The sequence below is a fragment of the Ancylomarina sp. 16SWW S1-10-2 genome (assembly GCF_009669305.1).
Classification (GTDB): Bacteria; Bacteroidota; Bacteroidia; order Bacteroidales; family Marinifilaceae; genus Ancylomarina.
On sequence record NZ_SADB01000007.1, the window covers coordinates 165,126 to 187,612 of the forward strand.

Genomic DNA, 22,487 nt, shown 5'->3' on the forward strand with positions numbered 1-22,487 from the left:
AAAGCAAGCTAGCTATTTTTAGGCTTACATTTAACGATAACAAATATAAAAGGAATTGCATTGATGGTCAATTACAAGAGAAATAAAGATGGTACACGTTTTTATTCAGATATCATAAGTCTCTTTAGGTACATCATTGTTAGTGATTCTCAACAGAAAGTGATAATCTGTACAACAAATAATCAATTTTGTGATTTAGAGTTTTTGCTCTTTTGCGACTAACATTTTACCCTTACTAATTTCTGATTCTTCATTGAATATCTATAGACGAATCCAAAAGAAATTAAAACACTTAAACTATCGCTCAATACAAATGCCATCCAAATACCATTTAAACCATTTGTCCAATTTAAAAAGTATACAATAGGAACAAATAGTAGAACAGGACGCAGTATGGCTAAAAAGGTAGCAACTTTATTGGCGTGTATTGCTTGAAAGTATCGTGTAATAACAATCTGTAACATATAGAAAGGAATGGATAAGACGAATATTTGCAAGGCTGTTTTCGTAATCGTAATAATACTTTCGTTCCCTTTAATAAAAACACTAGTAATTTGAGTCGGGAACAGTTCTATAATTATGATGCCAATTAAGGCTACGATGCCAACCATTTTTAAAGCATAATCTAAAGTTTGCCTTGTACGATCGGGGCGTTTTGCTCCAAAATTATAACTAATAATAGGTTGCATACCATCACCTGTTCCCAGGGCAGTCATCATAAAAAAAGTATTGACAGCAAAAATAATTCCCATGGCAGCTACTGCGTGTATTCCTCCCGATTTAAGGAGTAAATTATTGGCAATTACGTTTTGTAGCCCCATTGCACTATCCATAATGAAAGGAGCTAAACCAACAGCAAGAATGGGTAGAATAATGTGTTTTTGAAGTTTGATATTTTTCCAAGCTAGTTTGACATGACTTTTGCCCTTTATATAATAGCGAAGCATAAGAAGAGCATTAACACCTTGAGCAATAATTGTTGCTAGCGCTGCACCACTAACTCCCATCTTAAATATTTTCATGAATACAAGATCCAAACTGACATTGATTATGGATGAGATTAGAATAAGTAAAGCAGGCAAACGTGGATTTCCTTCGGCACGACAGGTAAACTCTAAGGCAAGGAGAAAAGAGAGTGGAAATCCCATAATGATGATCAAAAGGTAATCGGACGATAGATTTAGAAGTTCACCTTTAGCACCAAATAAAATTAGAAGTGGTTCGTAAAACAAAAATCCGGCAAGGGTGAAAAGAACAATGGTAATTAATAGTCCAGCCATCATATTCCCAAGCACTTTTTCAGCTTCTTCTTGTTTTTCTTGACCCAAATAGTTGGCTATTAAAACACCTGCGCCACTTCCAAATAAAAGCACAAAAGCAAACTGAAAAATAGTTATGGGAAATACAAAGGTTACAGCCGACAAACCTTCTGCTCCCACAAATTGTCCAACAAATATACGATCTACAATATTGTAAAGGGCATTGATCAGAAGTCCTAATACGGCAGGACCCGCAAAAACGAAAAGTAGTTTACGAATAGGACTATCTTTAAGTGAATATTGTTTTGGATTCATAATAATTAATACAGATTTTAAATAAAACGAGCATTAAATTGATTCTTCATTAACACTCTTCATTTATATATCGGCATTCTGCTAAGTGCTAATTTCAGTATATAAATGGTTAAACTTATACGACTTACCCTTTGTGCGAAATTTATCCATAATTTGGTAAATTTCACACAAAGGGTTCCTATTTCTTTTTCTCATTTATAGAGAAAATACGATTGGTTCTAAATATTATTCTTCACGTCCGCCTCCTAAAGCTTGGTATAAATTAATAACAGCTTGTTCTTGTTCGAACCAATCGTTTGTTTCGGAAAGCTGGGCCGATAGTAGACCCTGTTGAGCCGTAAGAACCTCAAGATAGGTTGAAGAAGAAAGCGTAAATAATTCAGTTGTATATTGTACCGATTTTTCTAAAGCATTCAATTGCATCTGACGATCTTCCCGTTTTTGGTTAGCTGTGGTGTACTGAAAAAGTGCATCACTCACTTCGCTTCCGGCATTCAACAGGCTTTGCTTAAAATTAAGTTTAGCTTCTTCTTGTTGGGCTTTTGCAATTTTTAATTTGGCCTTATTAATTCCCTTACTAAAGATAGGAGCTGTTAACGAACCTATAGCACTTGACAAAAGTTCTCCAGGATTCATAATAGCTCCACCTCCACTATTGGTCCAACCTGCCGATGCACTAATAGTAATATTAGGATAGAAAGCAGAACGAGCTACATTTGTAGCATAGTAAGCACTAGCTAATGCCATTTCGTACTGTTTTATATCTGGCCGGTTCGACAATAATTGTAAGGGTACACCCGCTGAAATCTTTGTGGGCAATTTGATATTTTGCAATTCGCCTCGTTCAATTGCTTGTGGTGTTTGACCTAAGGTGATTGAAAGTGCATTTTCAGTTTCGCGTATGGAGCGTTGCAAATCAGCATATGTGGTTTTTAAGCCATAATAATTCGCCTCACTTTGCGTGATAGAAGCTTCGTTGGTCATGCCTACTTCTTTTAAACCACGCATGGTTTCTGTGTTTTCTCCCCAACTCTTAATGGTTTCATCGGTAATCTCTAATTGCTTATCAAGCATCAACAAACTATAGTATGAATTAGCAATTGTGGCAATCAATTGAGTTTGTACGGCTTGTTTGTATGCCTGACTTTGTGCCAATGTGCTTTCTGCTCCTTTTTTGGCATTTCGTAATCCACCAAACAAAGGAATTTGCCAGCTAGTTGAAAGCGGACTTGTGTAAGATTTTGTTGTGGAACCATCGAAATCAGACAGTGTACCTGTTGACGAGAAGGACAAATCGGGAACATAAGCTAAACGTGCTGATGATAGAGATGCTTCTGCTTGATCAATACGCAATAAAGCAGTCTGTAGATCGACATTTGCTGTTAGACCTTTCTCGATAAGGACTTGCAATTGAGGATCGGTAAATAGCTGACGCCATTCAATGTTTCCCAGGTTTGTGCTGTCAGCAGGCGATAACACTTCTGTTGAAGTCGTATCTCGATAAAGCTTACTGGTTTCAATTTCTGGTGTTTCGAATGTTTTATAGAGGGAGCAACTACTCATGAGTAGTGCTCCTATTATTACAATTAGTATTTTTTTCATTATGAATTTCTTATTGTGTGATACTTGTCTTGCTGGCAGTAACTTGATTTTGATCCACAGTAATAGGTTTAATTTTTTCCTGAATTTTCTGGAAGATGACAAACAGAGCTGGAGTAATAAATATCTGACAAATCATACCTATCAACATTCCCCCAACAGAACCTGCACCTAGAGTACTATTACCATTAGCTCCTACACCGCTAGAAAACATCATTGGTAATAGACCAATAATTAGGGCAAAAGATGTCATCAATATGGGACGCAAACGCGCACCGGCTGCATCAATTGCAGCTTCCACAATTCCCATTCCATTACAACGCCTTTCTTTTGCATATTCTACAATAAGAATCGAGTTTTTGGCTAATAATCCAATGAGCATTATTAAGGCTATTTGCATATAGATATTATTTGATAAGCCCATTATATTTGCAAATAGAAGACTTCCAGACAATCCAAACGGAACAGAAAGAAGAATAACAATGGGTAGAATATAGCTTTCGTATTGCATACTGAGCAAGAGGTAAATAAATACAAAAACAATTCCCAAAACAAGAGCAGTAGAATTTGAACCTGTACTATTTTCTTCACGTGTCATTCCTGAAAATTCGAATCCATAACCTGTAGGCAATTGTTTTGCAAGTTCATTGATTGCCGTAATCGCTTCGCCCGAACTAACTCCATCAGCTGGAGCGCCCATTATACTAATAGAAGTATAGAGATTGAAGCGATTCAGATTATCGGGACCATACACCTTACGTAAATTCACAAAGGGTGTAATTGGAGCCATCTTTGTTCCGTTACGCACCATAATTTTATTCAGAGATTCTATATTTGTGCGATAATCTGGTGCCGCCTGAATCATAACGCGGTACAATTTACCAAAGCGGTTAAAGTTGGAAGCATAAATTCCTCCATAATATCCCTGTAAGGTCGTTAGAATTACCTCGGGACTGATTCCAGCGATTTTACATTTTTCCACATCAATATCTACCATGTATTGAGGAGACGAAGGATTAAAAGCAGTACGAGCAAGTCCAATTTCAGGACAAGTATTTAGTTCACTCAAAAACTTTTGTGCTACCTCGTTGAATTTATTGATATCACCACCCGTTTTATCCTGAAGCTGAAATTCAAAGCCATTAGATGTACTATAACCCGGAATCATTGGTGGAGAAAAAAACATAATTTGTCCATTTTTTACCGTTTCCGATGTTTTTCGTCTCAAATAGCTAACTATTTCATTTAAACTTTCTCCTTCTCCTCGTTCACTCCAATCCTTTAATTTAATCAGAGTCATTCCATTACGATTTCCTTGTCCGTCGGTAATACTAACGCCATTTGCTATATTAAATGTTTGTATACCAGGAGCATCTTTCACAATTTCAGCAATTTTGTCCATCTCCTTTGCCGTTTCTTCCAATGATGTGCCCACAGGCATAGTCACCACACCAAAAATAACTCCCTGATCTTCGTCTGGGACCATTGCAGTCGGAGTCAACTTTACTAGGGCTACAAATAATAGAATTGAGAGGACTACAAGACCACCGCTTATTCGTTTATGATTGATAAAAAACTGAGTACCCTTCTTATATTTTTTTACCAGCCTGTGGAAATTATCATTAAAGGACGTATGAAATCGATGGATAAAAGAGCTTTTCTCTCCTAAATTATTTTTTTCAGGTTTTAATAGGATTGCACAAAGCGCTGGACTTAAGGTAAGGGCATTTAATGCTGAAATACCAATAGCAAAGGCCAATGTTAATCCCATTTGACGATAAAAAACACCTGATGTGCCTCCCATAAAACTAACGGGAATAAATATAGCCATCATCACTAGAGTGATGGAAATAATTGCCCCAGTGATTTCGCCCATGGCATCAATAGAGGCTTGTCGTGCCGATTCGTAGCCTTCATCGAGTTTAGCCTGCACGGCTTCAACAACCACTATGGCATCGTCAACCACAATAGCAATTGCTAAAACCAAAGCACAAAGAGTTAACAGATTGATGCTAAAGCCAAATACCCAAAGAAAAAAGAAGGTACCTATTAGAGATACCGGTATCGCAATTGCCGGAATAAGCGTTGATCTAAAATTTTGCAAAAAGATATAAGTAACTGCGACTACCAATACAAATGCTTCAAGAAGTGTTTTTATGACTTCCCACATAGAGGCAAATAAGAAATTATTGGTATTCATTAAGGTGGCTACTTTAACGCCTTCAGGAAAACTTTTCTGAACTTCTTCAAGAAAGGCTGAAATCTCTTCATTAATTTCTACAGCATTTGAACCTGCTGTTTGAAAAATCATACAGGCAACTCCATTATGCCCATTTATTTTTCCATTTATACTGGTTGACTGACGTCCCAACTCAATTGTAGCAATATCACTCAAATGCAACACCTCACCATCGTTTGTAGCTGTAATAACAATATTTTCAAATTCAGTCTCACTTTGCAAACGCCCCTTGTATTTCAATACGTACTGGAACGATTGCTTGCCTTGTTCACCTAATTGCCCAGGAGCAGCTTCAATATTTTGCTCCTCGAGAGCTGTAATAATATCGCTTGGCATAAGATGATGTTGCGCCATAACATCTGGCTGGAGCCAAATACGCATCGCATAATTAGTACCCATTATATTTACATCACCTACACCATTAATTCGTTTTATCTCAGAAACGATATTTATATTCATGTAGTTTTCCAGAAAATTAAGGTCATACTTGTCGTCTTCGCTGTAGATACCAAAAGACATAAGCATGCTTGTTTGCTTTTTACTTGTAGAAACCCCCACTTTAGTCACCTCAGATGGTAGTAAACCTTCAGCCTTGGCAACTCTATTTTGAACGTTTACAGCTGCCATATCCGCATCACTTCCTTGTTTAAAATACACCGTGATTTTTGCTTCACCTGTATTTGCTGCAACAGAAGTGATGTAAGTCATATTTTCCACACCATTAATCTCTTCTTCCAATGGTGTCACGACACTATTCAGTATCGTTTGAGCGTTGGCGCCAGTATAGTTGGCTGTTACTGTAACTGTAGGTGGAGCAATATCGGGATATTGAGATATAGGTAAGGATTCTAAACCCATAATACCCAAAATGACAATAAATATGGATATAGCTGTTGACAATACAGGACGGGTAATAAATTTATTTTTCTGCATAATACTCTGTATTTAGATTCACTTTAATAGTTGAACCGTTTTGTATTGAATTAATTCCCTCTATTACAATCTTATCACCTGTACTTAATCCTTTGGTTACGACATAATCGCTTCCGTTATTTAAGGGGTAAATTACAATTTCGGTAGCTGAAACTTTTGAATCTTTATCCACGGTATAAACAAATTTTTTGTCTTGAATCTCGAAAGTGGCATTTTGTGGAATTAACAAACAGTTTTCGAGAGAATAAGGCAGAATGATAGTAGCTGTGCCACCACTTCGTAAAATACCATTCTCATTGGGGAAAGAAGCTCGAATACTTGCGGCTCCTGTCGATTCATCAATGGTTCCACTAATGGTTTCGATAGTTCCCAATTCTATATAAATACTTCCATCGCTAAGCTTTAGTTGTACTTTAGGAAGACTTTTGATAATGTCTTTTGTTGAGCTATTTTCTTTAGAGAGAGAAAGTAGTTTTTTCTCGGTGATTGAAAAGTAAGCGTACATACTCGAAAACTCTGTGACTGTTGTCATGGCATCGCTCATGCTAGAACTAACCAAAGTTCCTAGGCGAAAAGGAATTTTGCCAATAATACCATCGGTAGGACTAGTTATTCGTGTGTAGGATAAATCTTTTTGGGCGCTTATCAATTGTGCTTCAGCCAAAGCCAATTGTGCTTTGTTGCTACCTAATTCATTTTGCGATAGCTGCACTTCGTAAGAGCTAATAATATTTCTATCTCCCAATGCCTTTTTGTTTTCGGCAGTTAGTTTTGCTGTAGCCACACTTGCATTAGCTACGGCCACATTTGCTTTTGCAACATTTACTGCTTCTTGGTATTGTACGGGGTCAATGCTAAATAGTAACTGACCTTTGCGTACAATTGAACCTTCATCTACTTTAACACCAGTTATAAAACCGGTTACTTTAGGCCAAATGCCAATGTCTTGTTTTCCTTTTATAGTAGAGGTAAATGTTTCGTTAAACTGTTGGTTTTCGGCTTTTACTTCTAAAACAGATAATTCCGGATTTGCTTTATTTTGATTTTCTTTTTCCCCACTGCAAGACGCTAATACAGTAAGGCTCATTACTATTATTACGATCTTGTTTAAAGATTTAATTCTTCTGTTCATCTTCTTTCTATTTGTAATCAAATTATTTTATTGTCATTTTCTTGAAACAAAAGTAAGGGCTTAGAATCCTATATTATATATTGTAATTTGGGTAAAATAGATTACTATTTAGGTTTTTACTTATCTTTGAAAAAAATGAAGATGCAATGGAGATCTATGATAACGTTAAAACTTACTTTTTAAATAACAATGATGATATCAACGACTATTCTAATAGATTTTATATCAAATCGATTAGTGAGAGAAATATAAATGAGAAGAAACCTGATGATAAGTATTTAGAACCTCATAAAAGAGATTTTTTTGAAATAGCAATATTAGCACGCCACACTAAAAAAATAAGGATAGGTGAACAAACATTTAATAAAATGACGAATGGCTTGGCCATTGTTTCTCCTTTTCAGACCATAAGTTATGGTAAAAACAAAGAAGATGATAATGATGAGGGATATGTAATCAACTTTAAAACTTCTATTTTCGAAAATTTGAATCAAACTTATGAAGTACAAAATCAATTTCCTTTTTTTAAGATTCACACTTTACCTTTGTACTACTTGACCAAGGATGATTTTGCGGAAATTTTGCCCATTGCAGCAGAAATGTATAGGGAGGCAACAAGCAATAAGATGCATAGTTTAGAGATTATAAGATCTTTACTGCTCGTTTTTCTGTATAAAATAAAAAGAATAACTAAGAACAACGAAGGAATTATAAGCATGAATCGTTATGATGCCATCATGTCTAAATTCGAACAAATTATTCTTTCGAACGACAATACGTTTTTATCAGTAAACGAATATGCTTCAAAAATGAATATTAGCCCAATATACCTTACGGAATGCGTAAAAAAGGCTACAGGTAAAAGTGCGCAGAAGATTATTATTGATTATAAGATTTTGTATGCTCAAACACTACTTCACCAAGAGGAAAAATCCATAGCTGATATTGCCGACTCTCTAGGTTTTAATGAAGCGGCTAATTTTAATCAATTTTTTAAACGCAATACAGGAATCACAGCAAGTCAGTTTCGAAAAAAACAAAGAATAGTTTAGTGGATTAAGAGAAATTGGCATTTAGCAGCATAGAAAATTGAAACATTATAGATCTACGGCTAGGATCGAAGCAATAATCATAAAATAAATCGCCTCCCATTTTTAATGGATAAAACCTTCCCTTAATAAATCGACTTTATCATCTTTATTCTAAATATATCCAATTAATGTCTCATTCTGTAGCCAATTAATCCTCACTCCTATTTATTTATTGTTTGCCTAATAATACTTTAATCATAAACTTACAACGCACTAATTTACTGCAAACATAAATTATTATGAATGCTTATTCATTGTAAAAATCACAAACCTTTTTAAATACAAACTTAAGATCTTCGTCAATCTGTTTTGATGCTACATTGCTTGTTGGAAATGGATTTTCATGAGTGTATTCCCTATCAAAATCTAGTTCGTCTACTTTAATATCAATATCACGATAAGCTCCTTTTAGGGTATTAATTACTTCGTAAGATGGTATGACACTGTCTTTCTTAAGCGTTATGGCATAAATTTCATTTTCATGTTTTTTCAACAATCCCTCTCTAAAAATTCTTATCTTCTGATAATCGAGCAATGAATAGAATATTTTTCCTTCCAAATGTTCTTTCATATAATGATTAAGTAGATCGTCTTTTTGTAAAATTTTGTCAATATGTTCAACTAAAAATGAATACAAAGCAACATTAGTTTCACTATCCAAAATAAATTTAGAAACTGGTGATAAACGATTAAATGTTGCACCACTACAAAACAAGCAGACCTTCGTATTAGAAAAATAATTATTGTGATTCGTTAATTTAAGGGTTTGAGCAAGAAATCCCCCAATTGAATAGGCAAAAAAATCAAATTCAAAATCCTTACTGATATAAGCATGCTCACCCGCTTTACATTCTTCAATTAGCTGAAGAACATCATAGTAGGTTTGTAAACCTGACCATATAAAACGCTGTGGCATTGAATGTAAACGCATACTAATGGCAACATTTGACAACGTTGATTGTAAAATATTAGGATACCTTTGTTTTCTCTGCTCGCTCAATGAGTACATATCTCTTTTACTACTCCAATGCTTTGGAGCTCGCTGCATATGAAATGCTGTTGGAAATAAAACGACGCTACTCCCCGTACCTTCACAAATAGAGTTTGCCCATGGTAAATATTTGTTCCAATCTTTTTCATTAAAACCATGAAATAAGAAGATTACCTTTTTGGAAGTATTTATGCCTTTTGGTTTTACGATATGATATTTGAAAAAACGGTTTTCTTCAACACAAATATCCTTAATATGAACATTATCTTCAATGGTTCCAACCTCAGTAAAAAAAGGAGGATTATGCTTAAAATCTTTATTATGCGTAGTACAATGATAGTCTAGGACTCCAGGAAGTATTTTATAAGCTAAAGATTCAAATTTGTATTCTTTCAATTCAATTTCGTCATTCATATTTCCTTTGTTTAAAACGCTAACAAATTTAAAAATTTTGATTGCTTTTTATGTTAGGTTTTCCTATAAATTTGAAGCTAATTCAGCTTTAGTATTAAGCACCAACAACATCTTACATATAAGTTTTATAAAATCTAATCTATCAAAATACAATATCTTTTATTAATAATTATATCCTCAAATAGAATACAATTCGCTAAACTATAAGTACATCAACTCCTCATAATTATCTTTAGAGGTCGGTAAAATGCATTGCACAAACAAATTTTCATGAATGTATGGCTGTATGTGGGCTTTCAATTAACAAACTTAAGCTGGAAATTAAATGGACTTGTATTCGACGATGTAGGCACATTTAAACCTCAATCAGGATAGGTTATAGAAACTTCTTTTTAACAAATTCGTCGAAACCCTCTTTATACTGTCTACTAACAGGAATGTGCTCTTTACCAAAAACAATCCGATATCGTTCAATGGTTGTCACCTTTTCGAGATTGACAATAAAGGAACGATGAACACGCATAAAATTTTCTTTGGGGAGTTTATCTTCGAACGATTTCATGGTTGCATTAATAACCAAAGGTGTATTCTCCGATTCCAGGTAAATTTTCACATAATCTTTCAATCCCTCAATATAAATAATATCCTGATAATTAATTCGTCGAATCTGATAATTGGCTTTCACAAACAAATAATCATTATTTGTGCTTATTTCACTTTCTGATGATGTATTGGAGGCAGATTCTATTAAATCAAATTGCTCTTTTGCATGAATCGCTGCTTTAAAAAAAACTTCGTAACTAACAGGTTTCAATAAATAATCTAGGGCATGTAGCTGAAAACCTTCTACTGCATATTTTTCGTAGGCAGTGGTAAAAATCACCTTATTATCGCCATGAAGTGTTCTAGCAAAATCAACACCTGTTAAATCAGGCATCTGGATATCTAAATAAATAAGCTGAACCTCATGATCTTGAAGAAATTCCATGGCATCAATGGGGTTATCAAATTCACCCATAAGTTCTAAAAAAGGGGTCTTTTTTATGTGTGAAACCATTAATCCTAATGCCAAAGGTTCGTCATCAATTGCTATACAGGTAATTTTCTTCATCGCTTCAATTTATGCTCGTTATTCAATAAAACTACTAATTCCCCTATCATCACCCAAAAAAGACTAGAAAACCACATCCTAATCGATCATCAAAGAGTTTGTGTATTAAAATTCTATCCAAACCAAATCCAAAAATTCTAAGGCTGGTAAAGATAATAGAGACAAACTAAATGGGGATGACTAATTCTACAATAAATGTATTGTTATGAATATCCATTTTTAAATTGGCCTTATCTCCATACATTAAATCAAGTCTTTTCTTTACATTGGTAATTCCTAATCCACCCTTTTTATTTGGCTCTTGCGAACTTTGCGATGAAATACTGTTTTCACAATAAAACTTAAGCTTATTATTCTCTGTTGTAAGCGAAATTCTTATGAATGATTTTTCACGATAGCTAATACCATGCTTAAAGGTATTTTCTATAAAAGGAATAAATAATAGAGGAGGAATCGTTACATTCACAACATTCTCCTGAATATCAACATCTAAAGTAACCTTAGAGTTTAAACGTTGTCGCATTAACTCAATGTAATTTCTGGTAAATTCAAACTCCTTACTTAGCTCTATCCGTTTAATATCCGAATCATAGATCAAATAGCGCATCAAACCAGAAAGTTTTTCTACCGATTTTTGAGCCCTATCCCCATCAATGGCTATAAGTGCATAAATATTATTTAAAGCATTAAAAAAGAAGTGTGGACTAATCTGAATTTTCAGAAAGGCTAGCTCCGTATTAAGGCGTTCCTTTTCTATTTCTTTTTGTTCCTCTTTATTGTGTGTCAAACGTTGTAGATTTGCCATGCCTGTACTAAATCCGAGTACAATAATCAATAATAAAAAATTATCAACCAATTTAGGGTGCAAACCCAAGGCATTTTTGCGAGGAATTTCTTTGCCTTCTATAATTTTCAAAGGCCTTAAATTATCTAGCTGAAATAAATCGTAAAGGTGCTGTGAAGCAAAAAGTAATGTAAATGCAAAGAGCAATAAAACAGCAAAGAAGTATACCTTCCTTTTATTAAAGAAGAAATGAGGTGTAATGATTAGATAATTAACATAGAACGCCACAATCATAATGCTTAATTGGTAGTAATAACTATAAATCCAAAAAATTGCTCGATCATTATTACTGTCAAACACAAAAATTGGAAGAATCATAAAAAGTAATAAGCCAATCATATGTGGCAACCACTTTTCTATTCTGTTTTTAGGAATTTCCATATTGTAAATTTACTATTTTTAAAGAATGACTGATACAATGCACTAAATGATTTTATTGCTTTTGTGTTTTAATAATTCAAATGAGAAAGCCCAGTAGATAATTTAATAACTTTCGATATTTATAAATTACCTAATGGGCTTTACTGTACTCTAATAAGAATTCTTATCGTCTTCTATTAGGTCTTTCTGCTGGTGGTGCAAGTTCTTTAATTTTTTCAAAATCAAAACCAGCTTCATCGAATGCTTTTTCAACGCCTTCTCCTCCAGGGATTTTGGCCTCTCTTATTTCTTTCATAAGAGCTTTAGCATCATCGGCAGTCAAAGATTCACTATCGTAATTAGCTAAAATTTTGTTTACTTTTTTTATTTGTTTGGTAGTAAGTGTTTCTACTTGCTCTTGTCGTGGTTTTCTCTCTGGTCGTTCCTGAGCCATTAGTCCACTTACGTTTAAGGTCATAAAACCTACTAATGCAATAAAAAGAAATTTTTTCATTTTACTAAAATTTAAAGTTTATAAATATATTGAAAATTAAATTACTCATGTCGCAAAGCAACAATAGGATCGAGAGCCGATGCTTTTCGGGCTGGATACCAACCGAAGAAAACACCGATAAATGTACATACCATAAAGGACATTACAACAGAACTTTCGGTGATTAAAACGGGCCAGTTCATGACATGTTCAACAATAAAGGAGGCTAAATAGCCCAATAGAACACCTATAATTCCACCAAAAACACTCAAAAGCATGGCTTCAATTAAAAATTGCCATAGAATGTCTTTCCCTTTTCCACCAATTGCTAATCGCAGGCCAATTTCACGTGTTCTTTCAGTAACAGACACATACATAATATTCATAATTCCAATACCACCTACCAATAAGGATATGGCCGATATGGAACCTAATAAAACAACCAAAAGTTCCGATATGGATCCAAAATTACTAATGAGTTCTTCCTGAGTTCTGATTTCAAAATCATTATCTTCAGCATCTTTCAATCCATGACTACTACGCAAGAGTTCCTCAATTTCGGCACTGGTTTCGGTAATTTTATCTTCCGATTTTGCCGAAAATACAATGGCTCGCAAATACGTTTCGCGAGTAATCCTTTTCATGATGGTAGAGTAAGGTGCCAAGATCACATCATCTTGGTCGTCGCCAAAAGTATTATCGCCCTTTTCTTTAAATACACCAATCACCTTAAAGGGAATTTTTTCGAAACGCACGGTCTGTCCTATCGGATCAGTCCCATCGGGGAAAATATTATCAACAATAGTTTGACCCAAAACACAAACTTTAGCTGCTGTTTTAATTTCCTTGGCCGTATAAAATCGCCCCGAAGAAATCTCATATTTCTTAATTGTAATATATTCTTCATTTCCACCATTAATACTCGTAGGCCAGTTATTTGAACCAGAAACCACCTGTCCCGAAGTGTTCATTTCTGGAGAGATAGCTGTAACCATCGTACAATTTTTAGACAGGTAAGCAACATCCTTTTCTTTTAGGGTTTGCGAGCTTGTTCTACCCTGCTGAACGCCACCTCTATTACGACTTGCAGGCATCACGTTAATAAGATTTGTACCCATAGAAGCAATACTACTTTTAATGCTTTCGTTTGATCCCTGACCAATGGCTAGCATGGTAATAACAGCTCCTACACCAATCACAATTCCCAACATGGTAAGAAAGGACCGCAATTTATTTCGTCTAATAGCCGAAATGGCTATTTTTAACAGATTAATAATCTTCATATCTCTTATTTTTCAATGTGTGATTAGGATGAAAAGTTATAATCATCATCTTTTAAATCAAGAATAGATTGTTTGGCATCACCTCGGTCTTTCACAATCATATCTTTTATAAGTCTACCATCTCGAAAAACTACATTTCGCTTTGTAAAACGAGCAATCTCCGCTTCGTGGGTTACAAATCCAATGGTAATACCCTTTTCATTTAGTTCCTGAAACAAGGCCATAATCTCAAAAGAAGTACGAGAATCAAGGTTTCCTGTAGCTTCGTCTGCCAAAATAATCACCGGATTATTCACCAAGGAACGCGCAATAGCTACACGCTGCTGCTGTCCTCCTGACATTTGATTAGACAAATGCTTCATTCTGTCTTTTAGCCCCACAGCAATTAAAGCTTCCTCCGCTCTTTCTCGTCGTAACTTACTATTCACTGCCCCGTTGTATAGCAAGGGTAATTCAACATTTTCCAAAGCACTGGTTCGTGGCAACAAATTGTAGGATTGAAACACAAAACCCAGCTTGGTATTTCTAATCTCGGCCAATTCGTTTCTCTTTAAGGTTTTTACATTTTTACCATCCAAAAAATAATCTCCCTCTGAGGCTGTATCTAAACAACCCAAAATATTTAATAGCGTTGATTTACCGGAACCACTGGTACCCATTATGGCAACAAATTCTCCTTTATCAATTGTCAGATCTACACCACGTAGAGCTCTTACAATTTCGTCACCAACCTGATAGTTCTTATGTAAGTTTTTTATTTCTATAATCGAATTATTACTCATTTTCCAAAATATTTGGTTAAAATCCAATTCACTTAAAAGCAACAGACACTTAAAAATTACGCTGTTTATACTATAGATAAACCTTGCTCTCTGTCACCCATTAGCTGTGAACATGCTATTTTTTTCCGCGTCCTGGTCTAGTTGGTGCAAAAGGATTACTTTCCTTTTCTTCTTCTACTTCCGTTGTTTCTTCTGCTTTACCTTTTTTCATAGATACAACCACTTCCTGACCTTCTTTTAATCCCGATAAAATTTCAATCTGACTTCCATCACTAATCCCAATTTCCACTTGTACCGGTTTAATAATTTCGCCCTCTTTAATCCAAAATGTTTTGTGAGAATCATCTTCTTCTGCCATTGCAGCCGGTCTTTGTCTTTCACCTGAAGTAGATGATCTCATACCAGTTACCCTGCCTTTTCCACCATTAGGATGTTCCATTTTTTGATTATCGGGCAAACTACTCATGTATTCCTTCATCATTTCCCTATCAGGTGTAAAACGAACACCTTTACCTGAAGCCAATAAAACATTCTCTGCTTCCTGAACATAGGCTGTAATACTAGCTGTCATACCCGGTTTAAGTTTCTTATCTGGATTTTGAACCAAAATAATCACAGTATATGTAATTACGTTTGATTCCTCGGTAGGCTCCAAATGAATTTCGGATATCTTACCCGTAAAAGTATCATCAGAAAAAGCATCCACAGTAAATTCTACTCGCTGATCCAATTTAATTTGTCCTATATCAGCCTCATCAATATCGGCTTCAACCTGCATTTCGGAAAGATCATTGGTGATAATGAACAACTCGGGCGTACTATAACCAGCGGTTACGGTATTTCCTTCTTCCACTTTTACATCCTTCACAATTCCGTCAATTGGGGAATAAATACTGGCATAACCTAAATTACGATTGGCTTTTTCTACGCTTGCTTGTCCCGACTTTAATGAGGCTTTACTTAATTTATAAGTATAAACAGCTTGGTCGTATTCACTTTCTGCTAAAACATTTTGATCAAACAAGGTTTTCATCCTCTTTAGGTTCTTACCTTGATATTCGTAATCAGCTTCGGCTTCTTCCAACTGAGCTTCGGCCGTTTTAAGTGTCGACAACAAAGTAGATTTATCCAATTCTGCAATAAGTTGTCCCTTTTTCACAATCGAATTGTAATCCACATAAAGTGTTTCAATCACACCCGACACCTGACAACCTACATCAATAGTTTCGGTAGCTTCTAGAGTTCCTGTAGCGGTTACTGTATTACTGATAGTACCACGAGCGACTTTTACAGTGTCAAAAATATAACTTGAATTGCTGTCTTTTGTAAGGAAAAACACAATTCCCGCTACAGCTATTAGGGCCACAACAGATGCATAAATTAATCTTTTCTTATTCATATCTTGAACTTTTTATTTTACTAATTATCTAATTATTCTGCCTAAAATCGAAGAGAAATAAAGCTAAAAGCCTATGTTTTCTCCCATATAGTATTCTATAATTTCATTTTCAAGAAGCACATTGTATTTCGAAGACGTTAGATTGATTTCAGCTTCGTATAAGTTATTTTTAGAAGTCAGAAAATCCGTTGAACTAAGCAAGCCTTCGGCAAACATTTTCTTAGCCAATTTATAGGATTCTTGTTCCGCTTCTAATTGTTCCTGATAAGAGGCAAAAGTCATATTAGCGGTTTGTGCGTCGGTACAAGCTTGTTCTATTGCCTTACGTAAATCATTTTTAATATCTAATAAATCAAATTCGTAAGCTTGTTTTTGAATCGCAGCTTGTTTTATGTTATTCTTAACTGTTTTGCGCTGAAAAATTGGAATAGATAATGACAAACCCAACGAAGGAGTGATAGCATGTGATAACTGTCCACTAAAATTTACATCCGTATCGTGATTGTAGTAGCTATATAAACTTCCATTTAAGCTCAAAGTTGGTAAAGCTGCAGCCTTAGCCAGTTTAATATCAAAATCAGCACTCTCCACATCGAGCTCGGCCGTTTTAATGGAAGGTTGTAAGCCTATGGCAAGGGTATAAACTGATGTTGGATCGGTAATTGGATTTTCCTGTAATAAAGCTTCCAAATCTACATCTTCTATATCAAAAGTACTGCTTATTGGCATGTTCATCAATTGCATTAAAGAAACAAGGCTTATTCTCAAGTCACTTTGAGAACTTACAAGAGCTGCCTTATTTGAGGAATATTCCGATTTAATATTCAAATAATCAGCAGGAGCCATTACACCAGCTTTGCTACGAATACTAGCCTCATCCAGTTCTTTTTGAGTAATTTCAACTTGTAGTTGACTATTTTGAACCTGCTCTTTGGCTTTCATAACATCAATATAAGCAGCTAATACATCCAAAGAAAGTAGTTCTTTCTGGGTTTTCACATTAATTTCGGCTGCCGAAAGATTTAACTTTCCTTGATTGATGGCGTTTTTAAGAGATGCACCACTATATAGAGTAACACTTGAATTCAAACCTACTGAAAGATTTGTCCCCGTGCTTTTACTCCATGTACCATAGGTATTACTATGAGATTTACTCGACGACCAGGTATCTGCTGCCGATATTGACAAATCTGGTCCTTGTGCTGCTTTTCGTTGTTCCAGATAAGATTTTTGACTCTCTATATTGTTATTAGCTCTACCAATAGTCGTATTGTTCTCCAATGCATATTCAATGCAATTATTAAGGGTAAAGGCTTTATCCTGTGCATTTACAGGAAGTACAAATAAACTTATCTTCAAACACAATAGCAAGCCTGATTTTAATAAAGTATCCATCATTTTTAATTTTTTATTCAGTTTATTTATTCTTCAAATTGGAATTAAATCATCATGAACTCAGTATATTCTGTTTTTCGAATTCATGAGTTCAACAAATAATAAAACTCTAATATTTATTCTTCTATCATATTTTTACAATAGCAAATTTGAACTATTCACATCTGTCTCACAATAACTTTAGACTGATAACAGTAAAGTCTAGAAGAATGACATTAATTATTCGATGAATGAAATGTGAAAACAGGCTATAAGTTTGATCTATTCCCTTTATTGTAAAGCAAGCTGCATCCATAAAAGAAATTTATGAATTAGGGTTTATAAAAAAAAAAGCTTAAAAAACATATTACCAAGCTAAACCAACATAGACCATAATATTTAATTAGATTTAAGCTCGTTTTTAATAACAGAAAAGCATTATTATATGATCGATTTATCAGCCATACACAAGCAAATGAGTAGAGAAGAACTTATAGCAGAACTTGTGAGACTATTTACGCCTTATGCTAAAAATCTACTCACTTCGGGGGGCGATTTTTCTTACATGAATATGTATGCCGATAATTTTAGTGAACAACTGCAAAACCTAAGCCAATTTAACGAATACGATATATTCAATATTTTAAATGAAGCTTGTGATACAAGCTGGAGAGTTGCTGTGAGAAGATAAAACAATTGTAACTATTCAGTTTACTATAGAGCTGCAATTTCACAAAGCTTATTCCAGTGAATTATGCCTTGATTTAAAGCCGTGTCAATTCATGATCTAAGGGTTGCATAATTTTCAGAACCCTTAAATGATTTGAAAAAACCTCTGACCTTTTGTTTTACTTTTACTTTTACTTTTCGAATAGCTCTTTCGAAAGCATTATTGTCTGGGGGAATTGATGGATCTGATAAAAAATTGAAGAGATATGCTTTGTTTCGGATCATTCGCTTGAAGAAGGCTATTAATTTCGTCCATTAGGGATTAAGTTTGATCTTCGCAAACTTCAATATACGGCAGATCCTTTCAATCTCTCGAAAACTCTGGAGGCAAGGGAATTCGATTGGTGGTAAACAGTAACAACGCAATAAAAAAATAGACTTACTTAAATAGTACACCTAATAGATCATTTTATTCATCCAGTGAATTACCATTTTATCGGAGAATAGCTTACCAATCACCCTGTATTTAGAATGTTTAAATGGATTTTCTGAATTAAGCGTTTCGGACATAACTCCTTTTTCGGGATAATAGTAGCTAGGATGAATAAACCTCATCTAGTTTGAGTCCACCAACACAAAACCAACATGCTGATCTAGCCCAACTAAATAAATTCCTTTACCTCCTAAAAGTAAATACTTTCGTACATCGGAAACATTCTGATTACTAAATCTTTTGATATCTTTTCGGTCGACTAATTTTGTAATAAAAACTTCGGAAGCAGCTTGTGCCCACTTTATTCTGGGGATGTTAAAACCAAGATCTACCAAGGTATTCGTTACAAAATACCCACAAGCAATTCTTCCTTGTCCAGGTATTCGGGTGGTTCCATTAAAATCCCATTTTGTTCCATACCAATATTCAAAAATACTTTGATAGCTTCGAAACAAAAACTCTTTAGCTTCCTTTATAACAGAATCCTTATTTTTTGCATTGGCATATTTAACACTAAACTCTATTCTACTTTTATCTAACTTTAGTAAATAGTTCGAGTAGGCTTGATTTTGGGAGTACCCAGAGATCGAAAATATCTCAAAAACAGTTATAAATATGATGATAAATTTCATGGTCTATTTTAATAAATGCTGTAGCGAATCTGCATAAAAGAAATACTTCTCATGTGCTCTCTTTTTTTCCAGAACTAAACTACCTCCGTATATATGATTTTTATCTCTTGCAAGAGTTGCAGGCCATTCACTTTTATTCTGCATTCGTAGAAAAGTGCGAAATGTAGCCGTATCAGCACCTTCTATCTTTGATTTATAGTAGTAAATTTCATCTTTTACTTTAAAGTAACAGTAATCTAATATCTGAAAGTCTTTAAAAAAACAGAATTCCTTCAATATTTCGGTTTTTTCTTGTCTACAATAATACCAATGAAAGACCCTTATACTATCAGTAAACAAATCATAGTGCTCATATTCTAATTGTCTTTTATCTTTAGTCTTGAAGGCGTATTCTTTTAAGCTTGAAATGGGGATAAAGGATTTAATCTGAATCAAACTATCAACTTTAACCTTATGACCACTCTTGGTTGTTACTGTGGATACGATGATTTTTTTTTCTTTTTTATAATAACTATCAGGTAAAGTCAAATACATACTCCCTAACGAATCAATCCCCCCCCATTCTGTTACTAAAACCTTCTCTTTTTCAACTACTATTTTAGATTTTGGACTATTATTACAAGCTATAAAAAAGCTTAATACTATTACACACACACATATCCTCATTTTCGTTGAATTTTAAATAAATTAGTATTCGTCGCATCCCATGACTGATTTGCTCCTCTTTTAAATCTGTTTAAGCAAGTATTTGCAAATGTCCAACTAGTTTGTATTCGTAATCCGTCCATTAAATCTTCTAGACTTCCATTAGAACTTGTGTGAAAATGTTGGTCGTAAATATTGTAGGTTCCATTATTTGGATTTAAATTACTAAAAACATCTTTTTGTATGCATTTCCATTGCCATTTTTAAAAATATACATCTTTGGAGTAATCCATAAAACTACATGTTTGTACCCAATTATTGAAGAGTAAAGGTGTTCGTTTTACACCTGATAGGGAAATGATGAAGGAATAAATTGTATGGATTGCATATTGGTTTGCGCACAAGAGTAGGTGCTTTGAATGATAAACACCCAAAATATAAGTAAAACGACTACTTTATGTACATAGGCTGACCTCATCTTATTTTTCAAATACAATTTCTACTTGCATATGGTTGGATTCTAGACCTGACTTACTCACATAAATCTCATAAAAACCCGATTCAGGAACAAACTGTACAAACTTCAACACATCCACATTAAAAGCTTCTGCAGCCCCCCCCCTTCATCCAATTCATCATCAGTATAACTTTTTGCCTTTTCAATCTTAATTTGTCTTTCCTCTTCATCTTCAGTATCGATTACTTCATTATCGACACGAGTCTTCCATATTTCTCCACAATACCAATCTTCCGCCTCTACTTTTTTTATATGAATCAAATATGATACCTGCTTAATATATTTAGCAATCCTTTTAAAGGATACACTACAAAAACCACACAAAGGAATAATAAGTTTAGAACTTGCATCTACTTCTGGGACGATTATTTTTTGAGGTGTATTAATCATAATGTCATTAAATTCACTTACGAAATGAGGATAAAATGGAGTTAAAGAATGTCTTTCATTCGTATCAAACTTTGATTCTACATCACTAAATTCTTTCGGGATAAATTGTATGGCTTGCATATTGGTTTGCGCACAAGAGTAGGTGCTTTGAATGATAAACACCAAAAATAGGAGTATGACTACTACTTTATGTACGTAAGCTGACTTCATTTATTTTTCAATTGCTATTTCTATTTGCATATGGTTCGATTCAAGACCTACTGTACTCACATAAATCTCATAAATACCCGGTTCAGGAACAAATTGAACAAATTTCAGCACATCCACATTAAAAGCTTCTGCAGCCCCTCCCCCTTCATCCAATTCATCATCAGTATAACTCTGCGCTTTTTCAATCTCAATTTGTCTTTCCTCTTCATTTACTGGCTCTTCCTCCATATTATAAGGCCTAGCAGGCTTCCATATTTCTCCACAAAACCAATCTTCCGCCTCTACTTTTTTTATATGAATTAAATAGGCTTCTTGTTCTGCATATTTCATAGCTCTTTTTATAGACACACTACAAAAACCACACAGAGGAATAATTAGTTTAGAACTAGAATCCATTGCCCTTATAATTATTTTTTGAGGAACATTGATAGCTAAATCATTAAATTCACTTACAAAATGAGGATAAAATGGAGTTAAAGAATGCCTTTCATTCGTGTCAAACTTTGATTCTACATCACTAAATTCTTTCGGGATAAATTGTATGGCTTGCATATTGGTTTGCGCACAAGAGTAGGTGCTTTGAATGATAAACACCAAAAATAGGAGTATGACTATTGCTTTATGTACGTAAGCTGACTTCATCTTATTTTTCAATTATAATTTCTACTTGCATATGGTTCGACTCAAGACCAACTGTACTCACATAAATTTCATATGTACCCGATTCAGGAACAAATTGTACAAACTTCAACACATCTACATTAAAAGCTTCTGCAGCCCCCCCCCTTCATCCAATTCATCGTCAGTATAGCTCTTCGCCTTTTCAATTTCAATTTGTCTTTCCTCTTCATTTACTGGCTCTTCCTCCAAATTATAAGGCCTAGCAGGCTTCCTAATTTCTCCACAAAACCAATCTTCCGCCTCTATTTTTTTTATGTGAATTAAATAGGCTTCTTGATCCACATATTTCATAGCTCTTTTAATTGACAAACTACAAAAACCACACAAAGGAATAATAAGCTTAGAACTAGAATCCATTGCTGTAACAATTATTTTTTCAGGAGCATTGATTCTAATATTATTCAATTCACAAAAAAAATGAGGGTAAAATGGAGTCAAAGAATGCTCTGCATTCGTATCAAACTTTGATTCTATATCACTAAATTCTTTCGGGATAAATTGTATGGCTTGCATATTGGTTTGCACACAAGAGTAGGTGCTTTGAATGATAAACACCCAAAATAGGAGTATGACTACTACTTTATGTACGTAAGCTGACTTCATTTATTTTTCAATTGCAATTTCTACTTTC

At 34.4% G+C, this 22,487-nt stretch carries 20 protein-coding genes; 2 read left to right on the forward strand and 18 right to left on the reverse strand.

The annotated features are described in order from the left end of the window. Nucleotides 1–218: 218 nt before the first annotated feature. The 4 genes from EMN46_RS07690 to EMN46_RS07705 all read right to left on the reverse strand — a co-directional run bounded on the left by EMN46_RS07690 (nucleotide 219) and on the right by EMN46_RS07705 (nucleotide 7,477). Nucleotides 219–1,574: an MATE family efflux transporter gene (locus EMN46_RS07690; protein ID WP_154200216.1), complete on the reverse strand. Its 1,356-nt coding sequence runs from the start codon at nucleotides 1,572–1,574 to the stop codon at nucleotides 219–221. A gap of 225 nt (nucleotides 1,575–1,799) precedes the next feature. Further along, nucleotides 1,800–3,176 carry an efflux transporter outer membrane subunit gene (locus tag EMN46_RS07695; protein WP_154200217.1) on the reverse strand — a complete coding sequence of 459 codons (1,377 nt, stop codon included), beginning with the start codon at nucleotides 3,174–3,176 and terminating at the stop codon, nucleotides 1,800–1,802. Nucleotides 3,177–3,186: 10 nt separating this feature from the next. Then, nucleotides 3,187–6,345 (reverse strand): efflux RND transporter permease subunit, encoded by a 3,159-nt coding sequence (locus EMN46_RS07700; protein ID WP_154200218.1) that lies wholly within the window; start codon nucleotides 6,343–6,345, stop codon nucleotides 3,187–3,189. Further along, nucleotides 6,332–7,477, reverse strand: coding sequence for an efflux RND transporter periplasmic adaptor subunit (locus EMN46_RS07705; protein WP_154200219.1), 1,146 nt, complete (start codon nucleotides 7,475–7,477; stop codon nucleotides 6,332–6,334). Before EMN46_RS07705 ends, EMN46_RS07700 begins: the two co-directional genes overlap by 14 nt. Nucleotides 7,478–7,623: 146 nt before the next feature. On the opposite strand from EMN46_RS07705, the gene EMN46_RS07710 reads away from it, so the two are divergent. Beyond that, nucleotides 7,624–8,529 (forward strand): AraC family transcriptional regulator, encoded by a 906-nt coding sequence (locus EMN46_RS07710; protein WP_154200220.1) that lies wholly within the window; start codon nucleotides 7,624–7,626, stop codon nucleotides 8,527–8,529. A 286-nt stretch (nucleotides 8,530–8,815) separates the two neighbouring features. Here EMN46_RS07710 and EMN46_RS07715 read toward each other — a convergent pair whose 3' ends face one another. From EMN46_RS07715 to EMN46_RS07750, 8 genes are all read right to left on the reverse strand, one after another. Beyond that, a complete protein-coding gene (locus EMN46_RS07715) occupies nucleotides 8,816–9,973 on the reverse strand; it encodes a DUF6051 family protein (protein ID WP_154200221.1) in 1,158 nt (385 codons plus the stop codon). Between the two features lie 376 nt (nucleotides 9,974–10,349). Further along, nucleotides 10,350–11,084 (reverse strand): LytTR family DNA-binding domain-containing protein, encoded by a 735-nt coding sequence (locus tag EMN46_RS07720; RefSeq protein WP_154200222.1) that lies wholly within the window; start codon nucleotides 11,082–11,084, stop codon nucleotides 10,350–10,352. A 166-nt stretch (nucleotides 11,085–11,250) separates the two neighbouring features. After that, complete coding sequence (locus EMN46_RS07725) at nucleotides 11,251–12,309, reverse strand: sensor histidine kinase (protein WP_154200223.1); 1,059 nt, start codon at nucleotides 12,307–12,309, stop codon at nucleotides 11,251–11,253. Between the two features lie 163 nt (nucleotides 12,310–12,472). Further along, nucleotides 12,473–12,802, reverse strand: a complete 330-nt coding sequence (locus EMN46_RS07730) for a hypothetical protein (protein ID WP_154200224.1) — start codon at nucleotides 12,800–12,802, stop codon at nucleotides 12,473–12,475. Nucleotides 12,803–12,843: 41 nt separating this feature from the next. Beyond that, on the reverse strand, nucleotides 12,844–14,064 hold the full coding sequence (locus EMN46_RS07735; protein WP_154200225.1) for an ABC transporter permease: 1,221 nt from the start codon (nucleotides 14,062–14,064) through the stop codon (nucleotides 12,844–12,846). A 23-nt stretch (nucleotides 14,065–14,087) separates the two neighbouring features. Then, complete coding sequence (locus EMN46_RS07740; RefSeq protein ID WP_154200226.1) at nucleotides 14,088–14,846, reverse strand: ABC transporter ATP-binding protein; 759 nt, start codon at nucleotides 14,844–14,846, stop codon at nucleotides 14,088–14,090. Between the two features lie 115 nt (nucleotides 14,847–14,961). Continuing rightward, complete coding sequence (locus EMN46_RS07745; RefSeq protein WP_154200227.1) at nucleotides 14,962–16,245, reverse strand: efflux RND transporter periplasmic adaptor subunit; 1,284 nt, start codon at nucleotides 16,243–16,245, stop codon at nucleotides 14,962–14,964. A gap of 63 nt (nucleotides 16,246–16,308) precedes the next feature. Continuing rightward, complete coding sequence (locus EMN46_RS07750; RefSeq protein WP_195715213.1) at nucleotides 16,309–17,640, reverse strand: TolC family protein; 1,332 nt, start codon at nucleotides 17,638–17,640, stop codon at nucleotides 16,309–16,311. Between the two features lie 424 nt (nucleotides 17,641–18,064). On the opposite strand from EMN46_RS07750, the gene EMN46_RS07755 reads away from it, so the two are divergent. Continuing rightward, entirely contained in the window at nucleotides 18,065–18,310 is a 246-nt protein-coding gene (locus EMN46_RS07755) for a hypothetical protein (protein WP_154200229.1), read from the forward strand. Between the two features lie 89 nt (nucleotides 18,311–18,399). Here the strand turns inward: EMN46_RS07755 and EMN46_RS20415 are convergent, their stop codons facing one another. The 6 genes from EMN46_RS20415 to EMN46_RS07785 form a co-directional block, all read right to left on the reverse strand. Then, nucleotides 18,400–18,591, reverse strand: coding sequence for a transposase (locus EMN46_RS20415; RefSeq protein ID WP_368667508.1), 192 nt, complete (start codon nucleotides 18,589–18,591; stop codon nucleotides 18,400–18,402). Nucleotides 18,592–18,903: 312 nt separating this feature from the next. Beyond that, the gene (locus tag EMN46_RS07765; protein ID WP_154200231.1) at nucleotides 18,904–19,413 is read right to left on the reverse strand and encodes a hypothetical protein; all 510 of its coding nucleotides are present in this window, start codon (nucleotides 19,411–19,413) and stop codon (nucleotides 18,904–18,906) included. Between the two features lie 3 nt (nucleotides 19,414–19,416). Beyond that, nucleotides 19,417–20,067 (reverse strand): DKNYY domain-containing protein, encoded by a 651-nt coding sequence (locus tag EMN46_RS07770; RefSeq protein ID WP_195715214.1) that lies wholly within the window; start codon nucleotides 20,065–20,067, stop codon nucleotides 19,417–19,419. Nucleotides 20,068–20,641: 574 nt separating this feature from the next. Then, a complete protein-coding gene (locus EMN46_RS07775) occupies nucleotides 20,642–21,175 on the reverse strand; it encodes a hypothetical protein (RefSeq protein WP_154200233.1) in 534 nt (177 codons plus the stop codon). Then, entirely contained in the window at nucleotides 21,176–21,817 is a 642-nt protein-coding gene (locus EMN46_RS07780) for a hypothetical protein (RefSeq protein ID WP_154200234.1), read from the reverse strand. Nucleotides 21,818–21,931: 114 nt separating this feature from the next. Continuing rightward, complete coding sequence (locus EMN46_RS07785) at nucleotides 21,932–22,459, reverse strand: hypothetical protein (protein WP_154200235.1); 528 nt, start codon at nucleotides 22,457–22,459, stop codon at nucleotides 21,932–21,934. Between the last annotated feature and the right edge of the window lie 28 nt (nucleotides 22,460–22,487).